The 17,425-nt window shown below is 48.7% G+C and carries 20 protein-coding genes; 12 read left to right on the forward strand and 8 right to left on the reverse strand.

Annotation, left to right across the window (positions count from 1 at the left end; all coding sequences use genetic code 11):
* From ACKOVI_RS02615 to ACKOVI_RS02630, 4 genes are all read right to left on the reverse strand, one after another.
* Positions 1-767 (reverse strand): ATP-binding protein (locus ACKOVI_RS02615; protein ID WP_509602461.1); only part of this gene is annotated, 767 nt, incomplete at its 3' end.
* The gene (locus tag ACKOVI_RS02620) at positions 764-1,366 is read right to left on the reverse strand and encodes a Maf family protein (protein WP_509602463.1); all 603 of its coding nucleotides are present in this window, start codon (positions 1,364-1,366) and stop codon (positions 764-766) included. The genes ACKOVI_RS02620 and ACKOVI_RS02615, both read right to left, overlap by 4 nt.
* Positions 1,366-1,548, reverse strand: a complete 183-nt coding sequence (locus ACKOVI_RS02625; RefSeq protein WP_509602464.1) for a hypothetical protein — start codon at positions 1,546-1,548, stop codon at positions 1,366-1,368. Before ACKOVI_RS02625 ends, ACKOVI_RS02620 begins: the two co-directional genes overlap by 1 nt.
* Positions 1,549-3,120 carry an acyl-CoA carboxylase subunit beta gene (locus ACKOVI_RS02630; protein ID WP_509602465.1) on the reverse strand — a complete coding sequence of 524 codons (1,572 nt, stop codon included), beginning with the start codon at positions 3,118-3,120 and terminating at the stop codon, positions 1,549-1,551.
* Positions 3,121-3,138: 18 nt separating this feature from the next.
* Here ACKOVI_RS02630 and ACKOVI_RS02635 point away from each other — a divergent pair, with 18 nt between their 5' ends.
* Genes ACKOVI_RS02635 through purE form a run of 3 tightly spaced genes read left to right on the forward strand, consistent with a single transcriptional unit; the run spans position 3,139 to position 5,522 of the window.
* Positions 3,139-3,906, forward strand: coding sequence for a biotin--[acetyl-CoA-carboxylase] ligase (locus ACKOVI_RS02635; protein ID WP_509602466.1), 768 nt, complete (start codon positions 3,139-3,141; stop codon positions 3,904-3,906).
* Positions 3,887-5,023, forward strand: coding sequence for a 5-(carboxyamino)imidazole ribonucleotide synthase (locus ACKOVI_RS02640; protein WP_509602467.1), 1,137 nt, complete (start codon positions 3,887-3,889; stop codon positions 5,021-5,023). Before ACKOVI_RS02635 ends, ACKOVI_RS02640 begins: the two co-directional genes overlap by 20 nt.
* Positions 5,016-5,522, forward strand: coding sequence for a 5-(carboxyamino)imidazole ribonucleotide mutase (purE, locus tag ACKOVI_RS02645; protein ID WP_509602468.1), 507 nt, complete (start codon positions 5,016-5,018; stop codon positions 5,520-5,522). Before ACKOVI_RS02640 ends, purE begins: the two co-directional genes overlap by 8 nt.
* A 180-nt stretch (positions 5,523-5,702) precedes the next feature.
* Here purE and ACKOVI_RS02650 read toward each other — a convergent pair whose 3' ends face one another.
* The 3 genes from ACKOVI_RS02650 to ACKOVI_RS02660 all read right to left on the reverse strand — a co-directional run bounded on the left by ACKOVI_RS02650 (position 5,703) and on the right by ACKOVI_RS02660 (position 9,555).
* On the reverse strand, positions 5,703-6,995 hold the full coding sequence (locus ACKOVI_RS02650; RefSeq protein ID WP_509602469.1) for a hypothetical protein: 1,293 nt from the start codon (positions 6,993-6,995) through the stop codon (positions 5,703-5,705).
* A 109-nt stretch (positions 6,996-7,104) separates the two neighbouring features.
* Positions 7,105-8,415, reverse strand: a complete 1,311-nt coding sequence (locus ACKOVI_RS02655) for a UDP-glucose dehydrogenase family protein (protein ID WP_509602470.1) — start codon at positions 8,413-8,415, stop codon at positions 7,105-7,107.
* A gap of 24 nt (positions 8,416-8,439) precedes the next feature.
* Positions 8,440-9,555 carry an LCP family protein gene (locus tag ACKOVI_RS02660; RefSeq protein WP_509602471.1) on the reverse strand — a complete coding sequence of 372 codons (1,116 nt, stop codon included), beginning with the start codon at positions 9,553-9,555 and terminating at the stop codon, positions 8,440-8,442.
* Positions 9,556-9,591: 36 nt separating this feature from the next.
* Here ACKOVI_RS02660 and ACKOVI_RS02665 point away from each other — a divergent pair, with 36 nt between their 5' ends.
* Genes ACKOVI_RS02665 through ACKOVI_RS02680 form a run of 4 tightly spaced genes read left to right on the forward strand, consistent with a single transcriptional unit; the run spans position 9,592 to position 13,391 of the window.
* On the forward strand, positions 9,592-10,596 hold the full coding sequence (locus tag ACKOVI_RS02665) for a glycosyltransferase family 2 protein (protein WP_509602472.1): 1,005 nt from the start codon (positions 9,592-9,594) through the stop codon (positions 10,594-10,596).
* 27 nt (positions 10,597-10,623) lie between these two features.
* Complete coding sequence (locus ACKOVI_RS02670; RefSeq protein WP_509602473.1) at positions 10,624-11,451, forward strand: ABC transporter permease; 828 nt, start codon at positions 10,624-10,626, stop codon at positions 11,449-11,451.
* The gene (locus ACKOVI_RS02675; protein WP_509602474.1) at positions 11,429-12,235 is read left to right on the forward strand and encodes an ABC transporter ATP-binding protein; all 807 of its coding nucleotides are present in this window, start codon (positions 11,429-11,431) and stop codon (positions 12,233-12,235) included. The genes ACKOVI_RS02670 and ACKOVI_RS02675 overlap by 23 nt, the downstream gene beginning before the upstream one ends.
* Positions 12,228-13,391 carry a SpoIID/LytB domain-containing protein gene (locus tag ACKOVI_RS02680; RefSeq protein WP_509602475.1) on the forward strand — a complete coding sequence of 388 codons (1,164 nt, stop codon included), beginning with the start codon at positions 12,228-12,230 and terminating at the stop codon, positions 13,389-13,391. The genes ACKOVI_RS02675 and ACKOVI_RS02680 overlap by 8 nt, the downstream gene beginning before the upstream one ends.
* Here the strand turns inward: ACKOVI_RS02680 and dapD are convergent.
* Complete coding sequence (gene dapD / locus ACKOVI_RS02685; protein WP_509602476.1) at positions 13,384-14,301, reverse strand: 2,3,4,5-tetrahydropyridine-2,6-dicarboxylate N-succinyltransferase; 918 nt, start codon at positions 14,299-14,301, stop codon at positions 13,384-13,386. The genes ACKOVI_RS02680 and dapD overlap by 8 nt on opposite strands.
* 39 nt (positions 14,302-14,340) lie before the next feature.
* Between dapD and ACKOVI_RS02690 the strand changes: the two genes are divergently transcribed.
* The 5 genes from ACKOVI_RS02690 to ACKOVI_RS02710 all read left to right on the forward strand — a co-directional run bounded on the left by ACKOVI_RS02690 (position 14,341) and on the right by ACKOVI_RS02710 (position 17,266).
* Positions 14,341-14,883 carry an LOG family protein gene (locus ACKOVI_RS02690; RefSeq protein WP_509602477.1) on the forward strand — a complete coding sequence of 181 codons (543 nt, stop codon included), beginning with the start codon at positions 14,341-14,343 and terminating at the stop codon, positions 14,881-14,883.
* Positions 14,876-15,325 carry an SRPBCC family protein gene (locus ACKOVI_RS02695; RefSeq protein WP_509602478.1) on the forward strand — a complete coding sequence of 150 codons (450 nt, stop codon included), beginning with the start codon at positions 14,876-14,878 and terminating at the stop codon, positions 15,323-15,325. The genes ACKOVI_RS02690 and ACKOVI_RS02695 overlap by 8 nt, the downstream gene beginning before the upstream one ends.
* Positions 15,326-15,336: 11 nt before the next feature.
* Positions 15,337-15,528: a sigma factor-like helix-turn-helix DNA-binding protein gene (locus ACKOVI_RS02700; protein WP_509602480.1), complete on the forward strand. Its 192-nt coding sequence runs from the start codon at positions 15,337-15,339 to the stop codon at positions 15,526-15,528.
* A 52-nt stretch (positions 15,529-15,580) separates the two neighbouring features.
* A complete protein-coding gene (locus ACKOVI_RS02705; protein WP_020045748.1) occupies positions 15,581-15,760 on the forward strand; it encodes a DUF3117 domain-containing protein in 180 nt (59 codons plus the stop codon).
* Positions 15,761-15,829: 69 nt separating this feature from the next.
* Positions 15,830-17,266 (forward strand): leucyl aminopeptidase family protein, encoded by a 1,437-nt coding sequence (locus ACKOVI_RS02710; RefSeq protein ID WP_509602481.1) that lies wholly within the window; start codon positions 15,830-15,832, stop codon positions 17,264-17,266.
* The last annotated feature ends 159 nt before the right edge of the window (positions 17,267-17,425 follow it).

Consider the following 17,425-nt stretch of genomic DNA (forward strand, 5'->3'; position numbering starts at 1 on the left):
CGATAGAGCTCTTCGTTCTGTGCATCTGTCAGGAATGGAGCTGGAGCCTCTTCTACCAACTTCTGGTGGCGACGCTGCAATGAGCAATCGCGGGTAGAGACAACGACTGCGTTTCCAAACTTATCTGCGAGAACCTGTGTCTCAACGTGGCGAGGTTTATCGAGATAGCGCTCTACGAAACATTCTCCGCGACCAAAGCCAGCAATGGCCTCACGAACTGCAGAGGCATAGAGCTCTGGGATCTCTTCCAAAGTGCGAGCGACCTTAAGTCCGCGTCCACCGCCACCGAATGCAGCTTTGATTGCAACAGGAAGGCCGTGCTCTTTTGCGAAGGCAACAACTTCTTCTGCTGTTTTGACAGGATCTTTAGTACCCGCAACGAGTGGGGCACCAGCCGCTGATGCGATACGACGGGCTGAAACCTTGTCACCCAGTGCGCTAATCGCAGCAGGTGATGGGCCGATCCAAGTCAATCCTGCATCAATAACAGCTTGCGCAAAGTCAGCGTTCTCGGAGAGAAATCCATAACCCGGGTGAACTGCATCTGCTCCTGCTGTTATAGCGAGAGCAATAATCTTTGGGATATTGAGGTAAGTATCTTTTGCGACAGTGCCTTCGAGTGAATATGCAAAATCTGCGCTCTTGGTATGAAGCGCATCGCGATCTTCTTCAGAGTAGATGGCGACGGATTCGAGCCCATGGTCTTTACATGCACGGATAACGCGCAATGCAATTTCACCTCGGTTAGCTATCAGAACGCGCTTCATTGCATCTCCTTTACCTGAGGCCAAGAATAACCAAGTTGCTTCATCGCCTTGAGCAGGAAAGGCATTGAAATCCCTACGACGTTTGTGTAATCGCCCTCGATAACTGGAATAAATGGCGAGCCAAAGCCATCGAGAGTGAATCCACCTGCGACGTGAAGGGGTTCGCCTGAAGCCACATAGTCAGCGATTTCCTCATCGGACATATCAGTAAAAGTAACTTTCGTGGTCACGCGGTCTGCAATCTCGATCCCTTGTGCGGTATCGATGATGCAGTGACCTGTATGAAGAAGGCCAGTGCGACCACTAATCTTTTTTGCGCGCTCAATCGCGACTTCGGGTGTTCCAGGCTTTCCGAATGAGAGGCCATCTACATCAAATGTTGAATCGCACCCAATAATTATTGCGGGGTAATCAATTTGCTCGCGCACTGTATGGGCCTTAGCAACAGCTAGCGCAATCACCATATCTTCTGGCGTCATCGCATTGAAGAAATCTGTCTCTTCATCAACGTGGCTGACGATGATGGTGGGCTTAAGCCCTGCACCTTCAAGAAGTCGCTTGCGAGATGAAGATTGGGAAGCGAGAACGATGCGCGGCATTACTCAAACCTTCTTGCGCCAAAAGTTACCTGATGGGGAAGTGGCTGACGTAGCTGAGGAAGACCGAAGACGCTGCGCTTGATTACAGGCTTAAGTTCGACAGGTTTACGGTTATTCAAGACAGCGTGGAGAGCAATGAGCTCTTCATCGCTGGGATGACCTGATGCAACAGTGAATTTCATTTATAGAGGAATGTTTCCATGCTTACGCGCAGGCAAGATGTCGCGCTTTGTCTTCAGAGTGCGGAATGCCTTCGTGATGTATTGACGTGATTCTTCAGGTTCAATCACGCTATCAATCGTTCCGCGCTCTGCTGCAAGGTATGGGTTAGAGAACTTCTCGGTGTAATCATCAACAAGTTCCTTGCGGGTTGCATCAACATCTGTAGCCTCTGAAATTTCCTTGCGGTAGAGAATGTTGACGGCGCCTTGTGCACCCATCACTGCGATCTCTGCGCTTGGCCATGCGAAGTTGATGTCACTACCGAGGTACTTAGAGCCCATCACGATGAATGCTCCGCCATAGGCCTTACGTGTAATAAGGGTAACAAGAGGAACGGATGCTTCTGCATATGCATAAAGCAGCTTTGCGCCGCGACGAATGATGCCGTTCCACTCTTGCTCCGTTCCGGGCAAGAATCCTGGAACATCGACGAGAGTAAGAATTGGAATATTAAATGCATCGCAGAAGCGCAAGAATCGTGCAGCCTTTTCCGAAGAGTTGATATCCAATGTTCCCGCAAGTTGTGATGGCTGGTTTGCAATGATTCCAACTGATTGACCTTCAATTCGCGCAAATCCAACAACTATATTTGGCGCATAGAGCGAGTGAACTTCAAGGAACTCGCCTTCATCGACAAGAGCCTGAATTAAAACCTTCATGTCATATGGCTGGTTTGGGCTATCTGGAATAAGAGTGTTGAGCGCCGTATCGGATGCTTTCTTCTCGAGCGATTCTGTAGGCGGCAATACCGGTGAGCCGTCCATGTTGTTAGAGGGTAGGTATGAGAGAAGTGCCTTCACATAATCAATCGCATCTGCCTCAGAATCTGCCATGTAGTGCGCGTTTCCAGATTTTGTGTTGTGTGTGTATGCACCACCGAGTTCTTCCATTCCAACGTCTTCACCAGTAACAGTCTTGATCACGTCAGGGCCTGTGATGAACATGTTGGAGGTTTCTTTGACCATGACGGTGAAGTCAGTAAGTGCTGGTGAGTATGCAGAACCACCAGCACATGGGCCGAGGATCAATGAAATCTGAGGAATCACGCCTGATGAACGAGTATTGAGGCGGAAGATTCGACCGTAGCCATTGAGAGAGGCAACGCCTTCTTGAATACGAGCGCCACCCGAGTCATTGATGCCAATAAGAGGGATACCCGACTTCAGCGCGAATTCTGCAATCTTTACAATTTTCTCTGCATGGACTTCACCGAGAGATCCACCGAAGACTGTGAAATCCTGGGAGTAGAGAGCAATTGGTCGACCATCTACAGTGGCAGTACCGATCACAACTCCATCGCCGTAAGGGCGGTTCTTCTCCATGCCAAAGTTGTGGGCACGGTGGCGAGCGAACTCATCGATTTCTGTAAAAGAATCTGGATCTACGAGCATCTCAATGCGCTCGCGGGCAGTCTTCTTTCCCTTTGCATGCTGCTTATCTACAGCTCGGGCAGATCCTGCGTGGACAGCTTCATCAATGCGACTGCGAAGGTCTTCGATTTTTCCCGCAGTTGTATGTAGATCGTGGCTCATGCGCTTAAGGTACTAGTCGTGGGTACTGATGCGCCAAGAGCGCCACTAGATAAGAAGCGCATATCGCAGGAAATCTCGCGGTACTGGCGGGTAAGCGTGGTTGAAGTCACCGGCTCGACTCAAGATGATTTATACGAACTAGTGAGTTCGGGTAAAGCTCTTCCGAAAACAATTCTTGCGAGCGAATTTCAAACAAGTGGACGCGGAAGATTAGATCGTACATTTGATGCAGCGCCACAATCAGCACTGACGTTTTCTATCTACGTAGAACCTCAAGTGAATAAGAGCGAGTGGTCATTTCTCACTTTGCTTGCCGGCTTAAGTGTTCATGAAGCACTTCGCGCACTTGATCCCACTGTGAAAGTTGGAGTCAAATGGCCGAACGATTTATTAATTGGCGAGAAGAAGTTTGCCGGAATGATTGCGCAAGCCACAGATAAAGGTGTTGTACTCGGAATTGGCATAAACGTTGGCATGTCGCAGGAGGAACTTCCTGTCGAGCATGCGACATCACTTTCAATCGAAGGTTTTGCAAATCTCGATCGCAATGTAATTCTTGCTTCAATTATCAATCACTTTGAAATCAATATGCAGATGTGGGAGCTGGATCAAAGCTTCCTAGCTGCTTATCGAGAGGCATCAGTGACTATTGGAAAAGAAGTCTCTGTCACCATTCCTGGCGGTGAAGTAATCGAATCCAAGGCGGTAGACATCTCAGATACTGGAGCCCTCATGCTCGCTAACGGTAAAGAAGTAACAGTAGGAGATGTCGTTCATCTACGATAAGCCGGTGAGCAATCGCTTCCCAACTGTCGGCGTCATAGGCGCTGGCCAGCTTGCTCGCATGATGGTTGCACCAGCAACTGCTCTAGGGATCGACCTTCTTCTCTTTGCTCAAGATGGCAACGATTCAGGCGCTCAAATCACCCATCATGTTGTCGGTGACTACACCAATCTCGCACAGGTGCTCGAGTTTGCTCGGAAGGTTGATGTAGTCACTTTCGAACACGAATTGATTCCACTTTCGGTGATTAAAGGTTTAGAGGCAGAAGGCATCAAGGTCTATCCGCCTTCATCTGCTTTCATTTATTCACAAGATAAAGCTGCGATGCGTCAAAAACTTGCTGCCTTTCCAAGTCCACAATCGCAGGTAATTACCGAACCATCGGCAGTAAAAGATTTTCCAGTGATCGCCAAGGCAATTAGCGGGGGATATGACGGCCGTGGCGTATGGAAGATTAAGAACCAGGTAGAACTTCAAGAGATTCTCAGTCATACATCCCCGCTCTTAATTGAAGAATTGATTGAATTCGATACAGAGATTGCAGTCATGGTCGCCCGATCGCCTCATGGGCAAGCAACGTCATGGGCACCGGTTGAGACCGTGCAAGAAGATGGCATCTGCACTCTCACCATTACCCCTGCGCAGAAGATTTCTCCTGCAGTTGCAGAGCAAGCACAGAAGATCGCACTAGAGATAGCACAGACTGTCGGAGTTGTCGGCGTGATGGCAGTTGAGATGTTTATTAAAGGTGAAGAGATCTATATCAATGAACTTGCAATGCGCCCTCATAACTCTGGCCATTGGTCTATTGAAGGATCAGTGACATCACAATTCGAACAACATTTGCGCGCGATTTTAGATTTGCCTCTTGGTAGCCCTGCAATGAATCACAAGTATGCAGTGATGGGTAATGTTCTTGGCGGCGACAAGACAGATATGTACCGCCCTTACTTGCATCTCATGGCTCGCACACCACACCTTCACTTCCATCAATACAAGAAGGAAGTACGCAAAGGGCGCAAGATTGGCCACGTCACCGCATGTGGCGATGACCTTCTACACTTAACCCTAGAAGTGCAGCATGCACGCGACTACATGAGCGGAGTGATCGATGAGTGACGTTGCAATCATCATGGGATCAGATTCTGATTGGCCGGTAATGGAAGAGGCTGCTAAGGCACTCGATTCATTTGGCATCACATACTCAGCAGATGTTGTGTCAGCACACCGCATGCCAGAAGAAATGGTCGAATTTGCTAAGAGCGCTGCAGCAAAGGGCTACAAAGTCATCATTGCTGGCGCAGGTGGAGCAGCTCACCTTCCAGGCATGGTTGCTTCCCTTACAACTCTCCCTGTTATCGGAGTTCCAGTTTCGCTCAAGAACCTAGAAGGCATGGACTCACTTCTCTCTATCGTGCAGATGCCAGGTGGAATTCCGGTTGCAACAGTCGGTATTGACAATGCAAAGAATGCAGGAATTCTTGCAGCACGCATCATTGGTTCAGCAGATTCAGCTGTTGCCAAGAAGATTGAAGCGCAGCTTGCGGCTCTTTCTGAAGAGGCAAAAGCAAAGGGCGCCCAATTGAGCGCCCGTCGCAGTACCAAAACTGGTTTTTAATTTTCGACATATTTAAGTCAGTACTTGACTATCGAGAAAAGCTAAAGGGCCGTCGCGCAAACAACGCCCCATCTAGCTAAGTCCACGATGCGGACGTTTCAGGTGGGGAGCGAAAGCTTCTCGCCTGAAGTATTTAAAGCACTTACATGGCTAACTATTCGATTATAGAAAGCAACTACTTTATGTTCGCTTAGTAACTCTCTTGAACCCGATTGGACATTTGGGGTTCTTGCCGGAAATTTTCTTCACAAACTTTCCTTTTACACAGGAAATTGTTTTCGTTACCGACACTTTCTCGGGCTTATTTGGATTAGCAATTCCTATCGGTGGTGCTGCATCGGATTCGCCGTTCAATCGAATTTGAAGTTTTGGTGATGAGTAGTGAAAACCTGCAGATATAACGGAGTAATATCCATCTTTCTCGTGAGAAGAAACAGTCAAAACTTCGTCTGGGGTCCCATCTGTATAGGTCAAGGCGACACTTGCTTCAACTTCTCCTCTTAGATTCACTCCCCAAAGACACTTCGCCATAGCGGTTGGTATACGAATTTCTAGATATCCGGCATTCACACTGCCATCCGTTCTTAGATGAGAAGCTCTCAGTTGCACATCTATCGAGCGATTCGCGGAGTTCCAGGTTGGCGACCATTGGTTGAATGCATTAGTCACGATGCTCAGTCCACCTGATAAAACGCATGGTTTCAATGGATCCGTTCGGATGTTGTCTGCGGTGTAGATCCACATCGCCGGTTCATTAGTCACATATAGACCATGATCAATGGAAAAGAAATCGGCAAGTGCGAAGTAGACATTCTCAAGAATCAATGGCGAAAAATTGATGTCAACAATGTTTCTATCAGTGAAAGGGGTGACATTTAATGAAAAGTTTTTTGTCCGACCATTTGCATAAAGTGGAAAGAAACTTTTACCCATTCTCAACTGAACATGGAAGGTAATGTCGCTTTCAAAGTTCCATGGTGGTGAGCCAATGGAACAGCTGCTTTGGCCTGTAGGACATATGAGCTCTGCATCTTTGCCACTTACGATTACGGGCGGTCTACCTCCGTCAAACATAGATGGACGTGCGTATATTCCCAACTCTTCTTGGCTGGCAGAGCAATTGCTGGCGTTGTCACAATGAATTGCATCCGCCGGCCAATGGAAAATGTAAAACTCGACTCTGTCAGTTCCGTTTTGAGACTTTAGCCCCGGGAAACTCCACTCATCATGGATGCCGGAAATTCTTGAGAGGTATGCGTCGTTGGGTGCAATCGGAACATTTGCATTCTTCCCCGTTATGAAGCCGGTCGAAGTCGTTCCATCTGGCAGATCAACCGTGATCTTTTCAATGCAATCCACATGATCATTGAATAGGCATGGGCGCATAAGATCTGCACTATCTGCTGCATAGGAAGTTGCAAGTGGAATGAGATTAAGAGCGATAACTGAAAGAGTTAGTATTAATTTCCGCATGGGCAGATGCTAGGTAAATGTCAGCAGGTGATGTTCTCTAAATTGAAATTTGAATGGTCAAGAAAAATGCCCGCCGATTTCTCGACGGGCATTTTTCTCTAAAACCTAACTAATCTGTACGACCCAGTGCGTGAACGCGCCAACCAGCGTTGCGCCAGAGGTTGCGATCAAGCATATTGCGACCGTCGATAAGGAACTTCGACTTCACAAGCTGACCGATTACTGACGGATCGAGCTCGCGATATTCCTTCCACTCGGTTAAGTGCAAGATTGCATCGGCGCCTTTTACGGCATCGACAACCTTCTCGGCATAGTCGAGGTTCGGGAAGCGCTTACGTGCTGGCTCAATTCCCTTGGGGTCGTGAACAACAACCTGAGCGCCAGCCGCAGATAGCTGAGCAGCAATATCGAGCGCTGGGGAGTCACGCACATCGTCACTGTCGGGCTTAAATGTCGCGCCAAGAACAGCAATCTTGTACTGAGTGAGATCTTCTGAGAGATCTGCACGAACAACATCGATTACGCGTTGACGTGCACGTAGGTTGATGTTGTCGATTTCGCGGAGGAACTCGAGTGCTTGGTCGGCACCAAGTTCTTGCGCACGCGCCATAAATGCACGAATATCTTTTGGCAGGCATCCGCCACCGAAACCAATACCTGCTTGCAAGAAGCGGTTTCCGATTCGAGGGTCATATCCAATTGCCTTTGCAAGAACAGTGACATCGCCGCCAGCTGCTTCGCAGACTTCAGCCATTGCATTGATAAATGAAATCTTTGTTGCAAGGAATGAGTTCGCTGCAACTTTCACAAGCTCTGCAGTAGGAAGGTCTGCGCGAATCCATGGAGTACCAAGAGCAATCACTGGCTCATAGACCTCTTTCAGAATTTCTTCTGCCCGGTCATTAGCAACACCAACGACGAGACGGTTTGGAGTCAAAGTATCTTCAACCGCAAAACCTTCACGAAGGAATTCTGGATTCCATGCAAGGTCAGCCTGCGGTGCATGCTCCTTGAGGTAATTGCGAAGCGCCTGCGCTGTTCCCACAGGAACAGTCGACTTACCAACGACAAGTGCGCCATCTTTGAGAAACGGTGCAATTGCAGCAACGGAGCCCTTGACGTATGACAGGTCTGCAGCGAGACCATCTTTGCTTTGAGGTGTTCCGACGCAGATGAAGTGAACATCAGCATCAGCAACAGCTGAGAAATCAGTTGTGAAGGAGAGGCGACCTGTCTTCATCTCCTGCGCGAGCAGAGTGTCGAGACCTGGTTCGTAGAAAGGGAGCTCGCCTTTCTGGAGGAGCTCAACCTTGTGAGGGTCGGTATCGATTCCAACAACATCGAAACCAAGCGATGACATACATGCAGCGTGGGTTGCGCCGAGATAGCCACAACCAATGACTGAGAGCTTTAACTTCATGCCCGCGAGTCTATTGCAGGTGGTTTATTTATTAGCAGCGCAGGGATTGTTAGCCGCGGTCTGTGTCTTAAATTTATCGATTGTTGTGCTGGAAGGTGAGGCCTTTGGTGATGCAGATGACTTTTTCGAGACCACGGTATCGACTAGGGCGGTGTCATTTTTGATGCGATTCCAGAGTTCTGGAGCCAATACTGAATCCCAGATTACGACTGATCCTAAGACAGGATGGCGGCCATTCGGGTTCGAAAGCGGAACAGTCATCGTGCGCACATTTCCTGATGAGAGATTGCGCATCTGCTTAGCGAGAGTCAGAAGGTCATTCTTATTCACGCCTTCATCCATCTTCACTGTAGAGATAGTTGCCTTATAGAAATTGGCCAACTTAATTGGATTCAGCAACGTTCCTGAAGATGTTGCTTTACGAATAATGGCAGAGACGAATTGTTGCTGACGTTCCATGCGACCGATATCACCACGACCATCAAAGTCGCGAGTGCGCACGTACTTCAGGGATTCAACTCCATCAAGTATGTGGCTTCCGGCACTCATCACGAGGTGGCTCTTGGGGTCATTGATTGCAACCTTTGAACACACCTGAATTCCACCGAGTGCATCGACAACGCCTACAAATCCCGCAAAACTGACTTCAACGTAATGATCAACCTTGAGCTGTGTCATTCCTTCAATGGTGCGAATGAGAAGTGGCGCTCCACCGTATGCAAATGCTGCATTGAGCTTTCCATCTCGCGCAGGAATTTGAGACTTTCCGTCGAGACCAATGTGCTCTGGAATTGTGACGAGAGTGTCACGAGGCAGCGAGACGATATATGCAGCATCACGATTCTTGCTGATATGAACAAGAAGCATGGTGTCCGAACGTCCGCCTGCTGCAACTTTAACTCCACCAACACGCAATTTCTTGAGCTGCTCTTTCGAAAGACCCTCGCGGTTATCAGAACCCACCACGAGATAATTGAGCGCTGAGTTCACTTTCTCAGGACGATTACCCAAACCTGCAAAGACATCAATACGCGAAATCTGGCCACTAATTTGGCCAAGCCCAAGCCAGGTAATGGCAGAGAGGGCTACAACACCCAGGGAGAGTGATGTAATAATCCGAATCGCGCGCGTTGATTTCACATGCGCAGGGTACTTGAACGATAGCGTTACGGGGTTATGGCGACACAGAACATTCACCAGTTAAGTGGCTCACCGCTGCCAATGGTCTCTGTCATTCTGCCAATTCTCAATGAAGAGCTTTACTTACGTGATGCAGTTCTCTCAATACTTTCACAGGATTACCGCGGAGAATTTGAAGTCGTGCTTGCAGTCGGACCTTCAAAAGATCGCACTCAGGCCATTGCAGACCAACTTCACTCTGAAGATAAACGAGTCATTGTTGTTGCCAATCCTTCTGGTCGAACTGCGGCAGGCCTTAACGCTGCACTCAACGAATCACGCGGATCAATAATTGTTCGCGTCGATGGCCATGCACAGATTCCACAGAATTACATCTCTCTTGCCGTCGAGATTCTCGATGCAACTGGTGCGGTCAATGTCGGTGGATTGATGGCAGCAGAAGGTGTCACAACCTTTGAGAAATCTGTTGCTGGTGCAATGCGCAGCCCGCTAGGTGTTGGAGCGTCACGTTTTCACACTGGGGGAGAAGCAGGTGAGGTAGACACTGTCTACCTCGGCGTATTTAGGAAAGAAGCGCTGCAAGCGATTGGTGGCTTTGATGAGAGATTTACCCGTGCGCAAGATTGGGAACTCAACTTTAGATTGCGCAGTAATGGTGGCAAGGTTTACTTCGATCCTCGTCTGCATGTGACATATCGACCACGTTCAACTGTGGCAGCTCTGGCAAAACAGTATTTCGAGTACGGTCGATGGCGCCGTGTTGTGTCTCGTCGACATAAAGGCACCATTAACTATCGATACCTCGCGCCACCTGTGGCACTGGCTGGTTTTCTCGCCTCGATAGTGTTGGGCGGATTGCTGCATTCAATCTTTTTTATCCCAGCAGCGATCTATCTTCTCTTTGTTGGAGGGGCATCAATCGCTATCGCTCGTTCAGCAGCTCAATACATATACCTATTAGCAATTATCCCGACGATGCACTTTGCATGGGGAGCAGGCTTTATTACCTCACCTAAGAGCATCGTTCCTTCATCCGAATAGCTCGAATACTGAGGTAATCTTCCCCGTATGACCCAGCCGCAAGTTGTCTATGTGCCATTTAAGGCTGGCCTCCCTCCGATGCGCGCTTACCTGCGCTCGCTCTGGCATCGCCGAGCATTTGTCTCAGAATTTGCGCGCTCTGAGCTCCGCGAGCAGAACTTCGGCTCAGTCTTTGGTCAGCTCTGGCTAGTCCTCAATCCACTCCTGCTCTCAGGCGTGTACTTCCTCTTGATTTATGTCATCGGTGGAACAAGCGATGCTCAACGATTTGGGCATCTGACAGCCACGCTCTTTCTCTTCTATCTCATCGCTAACAGCCTTACTGGTGGAGTCAAAGCGATTACCTCTGGTCAGCGTTTGATCCTCAATACATCGTTTCCTCGCATCATGCTTCCTGTCTCTGCAGTCGTGGTTGCAATCTTTAGATTCATTCCAACTCTCGTGGTCGCCTTTGCTATCCACGCGATTTTAGGTTTGCCATTTTCATGGCAGATGCTCTGGGCTTTTCCGGTGCTTCTCATTGCCATTGTGATGGGACTCGGAATGGCAATCTTGATTTCATGTATCAATGTCTACTTCCGTGATATCTCAAGCATGCTTCCTTATCTGACTCGCAGCTTGCTCTACTTATCTCCGATTCTTTACGAAGCTTCTAAGATTTCATCAGATATCAAACGATACGAAGTAATTAATCCAATTTTCTATCTCCTCGATTCCTGGTCACGCGTGATGGTGCACGCGCAAGCTCCACATCCACGTGCACTACTTCATGCGACTCTCTTTGCACTGGGGATTTTCATCGTTGGCACATACTTCTTCCTATCGAGGGAGCGTGATTTCGCTGTCCGACTTTAGCCACGATCACACAAGAGGCTCTATCGCCGTCTCAGTTCAAGATCTTGGACTGACTTACACAACTTCAATAGATAAGAAGCCAACTCTTAAAGCGCGCCTCAAATCTCTTGGTCGCGGCAAGAAGCACACCCGTACTGTTCAGGCCCTCAGTGAAGTAACCCTTGATGTTCATTACGGAACAGTTCTAGGAATCATCGGCTCAAACGGTGCAGGAAAGTCTTCCTTGATGCGCGTGATATCTGGAATCGTGCCACCTACAAAGGGTCGCGTCGAAGTCTATGGAAGCGTCTCCACACTTCTTGCTCTCGGAGTTGGATTCAATCCCTCGATGACAGGCCGTGAAAACGTTTATCTGGGCGGCTTAGCAGCAGGAATGTCTCGCTCAGAGATTGATGAGAAGTTTGAAGCAATCGCAGCATTTTCAGAGCTCGGCGAAGCAATCGACGCGCCCATGCGCACATATTCATCAGGCATGTATGCACGTCTAGCCTTTTCTGTCGCGGCAATCGTCGAACCAGATATTTTGATTGTCGATGAGGCACTGAGCACGGGTGACGCAAAGTTCAAAGAGAAGTCACTTAATCGCATGAAAGAACTTCGCACTGCAGACCGCGCACTCATACTTGTGAGCCATGCTCTGGCAACGATCGAAGATCTCTGCAATGAAGTTATCTGGCTTAATAAGGGCAAGTTGATGGCACGTGGCAAGCCGGCAGAAGTTATCGCCGAGTATCAGAAATTCATGAATGTTGGAAAGAGCGCAGCTTCCGATGAGGATGTTTAAACGCTTCACTCCGATTCTCTGTGCAGTACTCGCACTGCATTTCATCCCCACTGCAACTGCCTCTGAAGTTCCTGCAACATTTAATTTCACTGGAGCCGGTTATGGACATGGCGTCGGCATGAGCCAAATCGGTGCAAAAGCTCGCGCGGTTGCAGGTGAGAGCGCGAGCGCAATCTTGAAGTATTACTATAAAAATGTTGAAGTTCTCCCTGTTGTAGATACGGCAACAATTCGCGTCAATATTGGTCATGTACTCAAGAGTGTAACTCTGACTACAACAGCTATCGGGACAACAATTCAAGCTTTTGCTGGCGAAACCCAGACAGGTCTCATAGCCAGCAAGCGCAAGATAACTTTTACAATTTCACCAGATCTCAAAACTATTCAAGGCTATAACTCACCTCTTGTAACTGTGCAGTGGAGCGGAGGAGTTGCTCCGGTAATTAACTTTGGTAATGATCGATTTAGATATGGATATATACAAATTAAAGTTGTAAGAGGCGCTCTTGAAGTCACAAATTCCTTATCGCTTCATGATGAGTACCTCCTTGGTATCAGCGAAATTGCATCAAATTGGCCAGCAGCCGTTCTGGAGGCGCAAACAATCGCATCTCGTAGCTATGCGCTTTCAAAAATGGGTAGCATCAAAGCATCGTGCGATTGTCATCTCTACGCACATATCGCAGATCAAAACTTTGTGGGTTATGCAAAGGAATCTGAGGCAAAGATTGGTCAACTGTGGCGCGCTGCGGTGCTGCGCACAGTCGTTGATTCATCGACAGGGCTAGCAATTCTCAGCGGAGGCAAGCCAATTCAGGCATATTTCTTCTCATCATCGGGTGGGGCAACCCAAACAACAACGGATGCTTGGGGTGGTCCGACGAGTTACACCCAATCAGTTTCTGATTCAGCGAGTGTGGATGTAAAACTCAATCCGCGATTTGCATCATGGAAAGCATCAACAACTCAGCATCTGGTTGCAGCGGCGTTTAGCCTTCCCAATGTCGCAACTTTGGAGATTGTTTCGCGCAATAGCGCTGGGGCAGTAACGTGGATTAAGGGAACCAGCACTGACGGTCTATCAAAGATTCTTCGTGGAGATACTTTTAGAAGTCGAGTGAAGCTTCCTTCACCATGGTTTACACCCGCTAGTTAGCGTGAAGAACTGAGTTAAGCCCACCCCAAGTGCCAGTGCGCATTACCGCCTCAAGTCCACCAGTAAGCGAGTTTCGGCGGAACAAGAGATCGTGTGCACCGGAGAGAGTTCCAGCCTTTACGACCTGACCATCTGGAAGAGTCACCTTCGCAGCTGCAGTGATATAGGTGCCGGCTTCGATGACACAGTTATTGCCAAGTGAAATACCAAGTCCTGAGTTGGCGCCAAGTAAGCACTTCTCGCCGATAGAGATAACTTCTTTGCCACCACCACTGAGTGTTCCCATAATGGATGCACCGCCACCCACATCTGTTCCATCTCCGACGACAACGCCAGCTGAGATACGTCCTTCAATCATTGATGCACCGAGAGTTCCAGCGTTAAAGTTAACGAATCCTTCATGCATGATTGTTGTGCCAGCTGCGAGATGAGCACCGAGGCGAACGCGATCAGCATCTGCGATACGCACACCAGAAGGAATTACATAATCGACCATACGGGGGAACTTATCGACGCTATAGACGGTAACTGTTCCGTGCTTTGCCTTCAGGCGAGCACGTGTGAGCTCGAATCCCTCAACCGCACATGGTCCGACAGAAGTCCATACAACGTTTGCAAGAAGTCCGAAGATTCCATCGAGTGATTGTCCATGGGGCTTTACCAGACGATGTGAGAGTAGGTGAAGTCGAAGATATGCATCTTTGGCATCTGCAGGTGCCTTTGTCAGGTCAATTTCGATGGAGACAACTTCACGTGTGACGCCACGATCTGCATCTGCGATAGCAAGGGCAGATAACGCCGCATCAGGTGAGCTGGTAAGAGCTCCGAGTGCTGGAATGGGAAACCAGACATCGAGAACAGTTGTACCTGAGAGCGTTGCAATTCCATGACCGTGCGCAAGAGTCGACATGAGAAGAAGAATACTGGCTTCATGCGTATCCTTTCGCACATGCGAATCGCCGTGTATTGCTCATCATCACCCACAATTGATCCCAAGTTCATAGACCTCTCCTTTGAACTCGGTGCAGCAATTGCTGAATCTGGTGCAGAGCTTGTTTCTGGCGGAGGTCACATCTCTTCGATGGGAGCGATCTCTCGTGGTGCTCGCAGTAAGGGCGGCAAGACCATCGGTATTATCCCTCAGAAATTGGTCGATATTGAATTTGCAGATCACGATAGCGATGAACTTGTTGTCGTCGACACGATGCGAACCCGCAAAGCAAAAATCGAAGAACTCGCAGATGCATTTATCGCACTTCCCGGAGGGCTCGGTACCCTTGAAGAACTCATAGAGATATGGGTGGGGCGCTACCTTGGATTTCACAATAAACCAATTGTGATCCTCGACCCTTATGGTGTTTATACAAAGTTACACGATCTCGTAGTTGATCTAGAAGATCAAGAATTTGTGAAGCCGGGAATGCGCGAATTAGTTCTGTGGGCGACAACAATTGACGAGACTCTCGAATTCATTAAGAGCCATAATGCGTAGTAATTCATTAGCGCTCTCGCAACTCATTAACGCACCTGCTGAAAAAGTATGGAGCGCAATTGCTGACTGGGAAGGTCAGAGCAAGTGGATGCTGCAAACAAAAGTTATTCGCACCAGTGACATCGCCGAAGGAGTGGGCGTCACAATCGAAGCATTCACCGGACCGTTACATCGTTCCTATCCACGTATTAAGTTTCTTGGCCTCATAGATTTAATGAAGGTGACTGCATGGGATCCACCACGTCGCTGCGATGTCATTCATTATGGAAAAGTTTTGAAAGGTTCTGGCTCTTTCGAGGTCATTGCACTCGATGGTGAGCACACCTCTTTTCAATGGTCAGAAGAGGTCATTGCTCCTTGGCTCTTCTTTATTGCAATCAAACCTTTTATCTGGCTGGGGGTAAAGATTTCTCTCGCCCGTTTTGCGCGTCTTCTGGAGTAATCTCTATCCCTATGAGCGCCCCTCAGACAATTGCAGAGTTGCTTACTTCTCTGCCTGAGGAAGAACGCATTATTTTGACTCTCCACTATCTCCGAGGGAAGAGCCCGGGCGATATTGCAGCCCTGCTCGCTGTTCCAGAACGCTCAGTTTTAGTCGTTATTGAATCTGGAAAACGGCGTATTTCCGCATACTTGGGGCTCTAAAAGCACTATTCTCGATTTCCATTACAGGGGTTCAATACGGGATACTTTTCCCATGGCAGCAATGAAACCCCGCACTGGTGATGGCCCAATGGAAGTAACAAAGGAAGCTCGCTCCCTAGTTATGCGAATTCCACTCGAAGGCGGAGGACGCCTCGTGGTTGAGCTCAATCCTCAGGAGGCAAATAACCTCAGCGCAGCTCTTGAAGCCGCAGTAGCCCTCATTAAAAAGTAAGGATCTTGAAAAATTCTTTACTCTGTCACCCCTGAGCTCAATTCTCTCCTCGGCGGCGATGTTCTTGCGTTGGGTTTTATTAAGAATGCAGAAGGCGAAATCTCATTCGTAGGAAAGTCTTCGCTTATTTCAGCAATCGAAAAGTTCTTTGAGATCAATCTTCTCGATGAAGTTGCATTCTTCTCACCCTCTGCAAAGGCCGGGGAGCTCTTTGAAGTTCCCGTCCTGCATGAAGAATCCGAGATGGATCGACTTTATTTAGTCGGTCTCGGGGATCAGTCACTTAAAGATTTCCGCGCAGCAGGTGCTGCCCTCGGTCGCAAGGTCCGTGGCAAGGCACTCAACCTCATCTCGCTATTGCCGCACAAAAAGGCAGAAGTTAAAGCACATGCAATTTCTATCGTACTTGGTGCGTATACCTGGAACCTCAAGACGAGCGCACCTGCTGAGATTCCAACTTTCTCGATTGCGACCAATGAATTAGGAGCGCTTGAAGAAGCTCAAGCAATTGCACAAGCACTCGTTCATACTCGTGATCTGATTCATACCCCTTCAAATATCAAGACTCCGCTTTGGATGGCTCAAGAAGCGAAGAAAATCGCTGTTGCTAAGGGACTCTCTATAAAAGTTCTTGAAGGAAAAGAACTCGCACAATTTGGTGGACTTGTCGCTGTCGGAATGTCTTCACCAAAGCCTGGCCCACGTTTTATCGAAATTTCCTATCTGCCTAAGAAGATTTCTCAATCAAAGGTAAAGGGTGCGTCAGCTCTACCTCACGTTGTCATCGTTGGTAAGGGAATCACCTACGACACCGGTGGAGTTTCGCTGAAGCGTCCTTACGACATGATGGTGGCGATGAAGAGCGATATGGCAGGTTCTGCTGCAGCTCTTGGTGCAATCTCCGCAATTGCAGATCTTCAACCCAATATTCGTGTAACTGTTTTAATGATGTGTGCAGAGAACGCGCTCTCTGGAACTTCGCAACGACCATCGGACATCATCACTCAATACGGCGGAACAACCGTTGAGATCATTAATACCGATGCAGAAGGTCGACTTGTCCTTGCCGATGGCTTGGCCTACGCAGATAAGAACCTTGACCCTGACTATCTCGTCGATATCGCCACTTTAACCGGTGCCGCAACACTGGGGCTAGGTCGTCAATATGCAGCGATGTACACACGCGATAACAAGTTAGCTGCCCAGCTCAGCGCAGTAGGTGAGGCCTCAGGAGAACGCGTCTGGCATATGCCTCTCGTCGATGATTATGTCGATTCACTGGAGAGCGATGTCGCTGATCTCAACCATGCAGCGGATAAACACGATTACTCCGCAGGATCTGTGACAGCCGCTCTCTATCTCGAGCACTTTGTTGGCGACCGCAAATGGGTACACCTCGATATCGCAGGAACCGCTCGCAGTGAAGCCGATTCAGGAGAAAATCCAAAAGGCGGTACCGGATTTGGCGTCCGTTTGCTTGTTGATTGGATATTGTCGCTCTCATGATTACTGATCCGCATTCCTATGCAGAAGGATTTCAGCCAGAGGATGCGATCAAGCTCGCAGCTCGTGCACGCGGAGTCGAAATTGGAACTCGTGATGTCACTCAAGGTGCCGGTGCTTATCTCTCATTCTTAGCTCAGCTTCTCAAAGCGCAATCAGTTG

The organism is Candidatus Planktophila sp. (genome assembly GCF_046070465.1).
GTDB lineage: Bacteria > Actinomycetota > Actinomycetes > Nanopelagicales > Nanopelagicaceae > Planktophila.

What these genes read in the sequence shown, in the direction of transcription:
- ACKOVI_RS02620 (WP_509602463.1), bottom strand. Translation starts at nt 1,366, where the DNA reads ATGCCGCGCATCGTTCTCGCTTCCCAATCTTCATCTCGCAAGCGACTT.
- ACKOVI_RS02625 (WP_509602464.1), bottom strand. Translation starts at nt 1,548, where the DNA reads ATGAAATTCACTGTTGCATCAGGTCATCCCAGCGATGAAGAGCTCATT.
- ACKOVI_RS02630 (WP_509602465.1), bottom strand. Translation starts at nt 3,120, where the DNA reads ATGAGCCACGATCTACATACAACTGCGGGAAAAATCGAAGACCTTCGC.
- ACKOVI_RS02640 (WP_509602467.1), top strand. Translation starts at nt 3,887, where the DNA reads ATGTCGTTCATCTACGATAAGCCGGTGAGCAATCGCTTCCCAACTGTC.
- purE (WP_509602468.1), top strand. Translation starts at nt 5,016, where the DNA reads ATGAGTGACGTTGCAATCATCATGGGATCAGATTCTGATTGGCCGGTA.
- ACKOVI_RS02650 (WP_509602469.1), bottom strand. Translation starts at nt 6,995, where the DNA reads ATGCGGAAATTAATACTAACTCTTTCAGTTATCGCTCTTAATCTCATT.
- ACKOVI_RS02655 (WP_509602470.1), bottom strand. Translation starts at nt 8,415, where the DNA reads ATGAAGTTAAAGCTCTCAGTCATTGGTTGTGGCTATCTCGGCGCAACC.
- ACKOVI_RS02665 (WP_509602472.1), top strand. Translation starts at nt 9,592, where the DNA reads ATGGCGACACAGAACATTCACCAGTTAAGTGGCTCACCGCTGCCAATG.
- ACKOVI_RS02670 (WP_509602473.1), top strand. Translation starts at nt 10,624, where the DNA reads ATGACCCAGCCGCAAGTTGTCTATGTGCCATTTAAGGCTGGCCTCCCT.
- ACKOVI_RS02680 (WP_509602475.1), top strand. Translation starts at nt 12,228, where the DNA reads ATGTTTAAACGCTTCACTCCGATTCTCTGTGCAGTACTCGCACTGCAT.
- dapD (WP_509602476.1), bottom strand. Translation starts at nt 14,301, where the DNA reads ATGTCGACTCTTGCGCACGGTCATGGAATTGCAACGCTCTCAGGTACA.
- ACKOVI_RS02690 (WP_509602477.1), top strand. Translation starts at nt 14,341, where the DNA reads ATGCGAATCGCCGTGTATTGCTCATCATCACCCACAATTGATCCCAAG.
- ACKOVI_RS02695 (WP_509602478.1), top strand. Translation starts at nt 14,876, where the DNA reads ATGCGTAGTAATTCATTAGCGCTCTCGCAACTCATTAACGCACCTGCT.
- ACKOVI_RS02700 (WP_509602480.1), top strand. Translation starts at nt 15,337, where the DNA reads ATGAGCGCCCCTCAGACAATTGCAGAGTTGCTTACTTCTCTGCCTGAG.
- ACKOVI_RS02705 (WP_020045748.1), top strand. Translation starts at nt 15,581, where the DNA reads ATGGCAGCAATGAAACCCCGCACTGGTGATGGCCCAATGGAAGTAACA.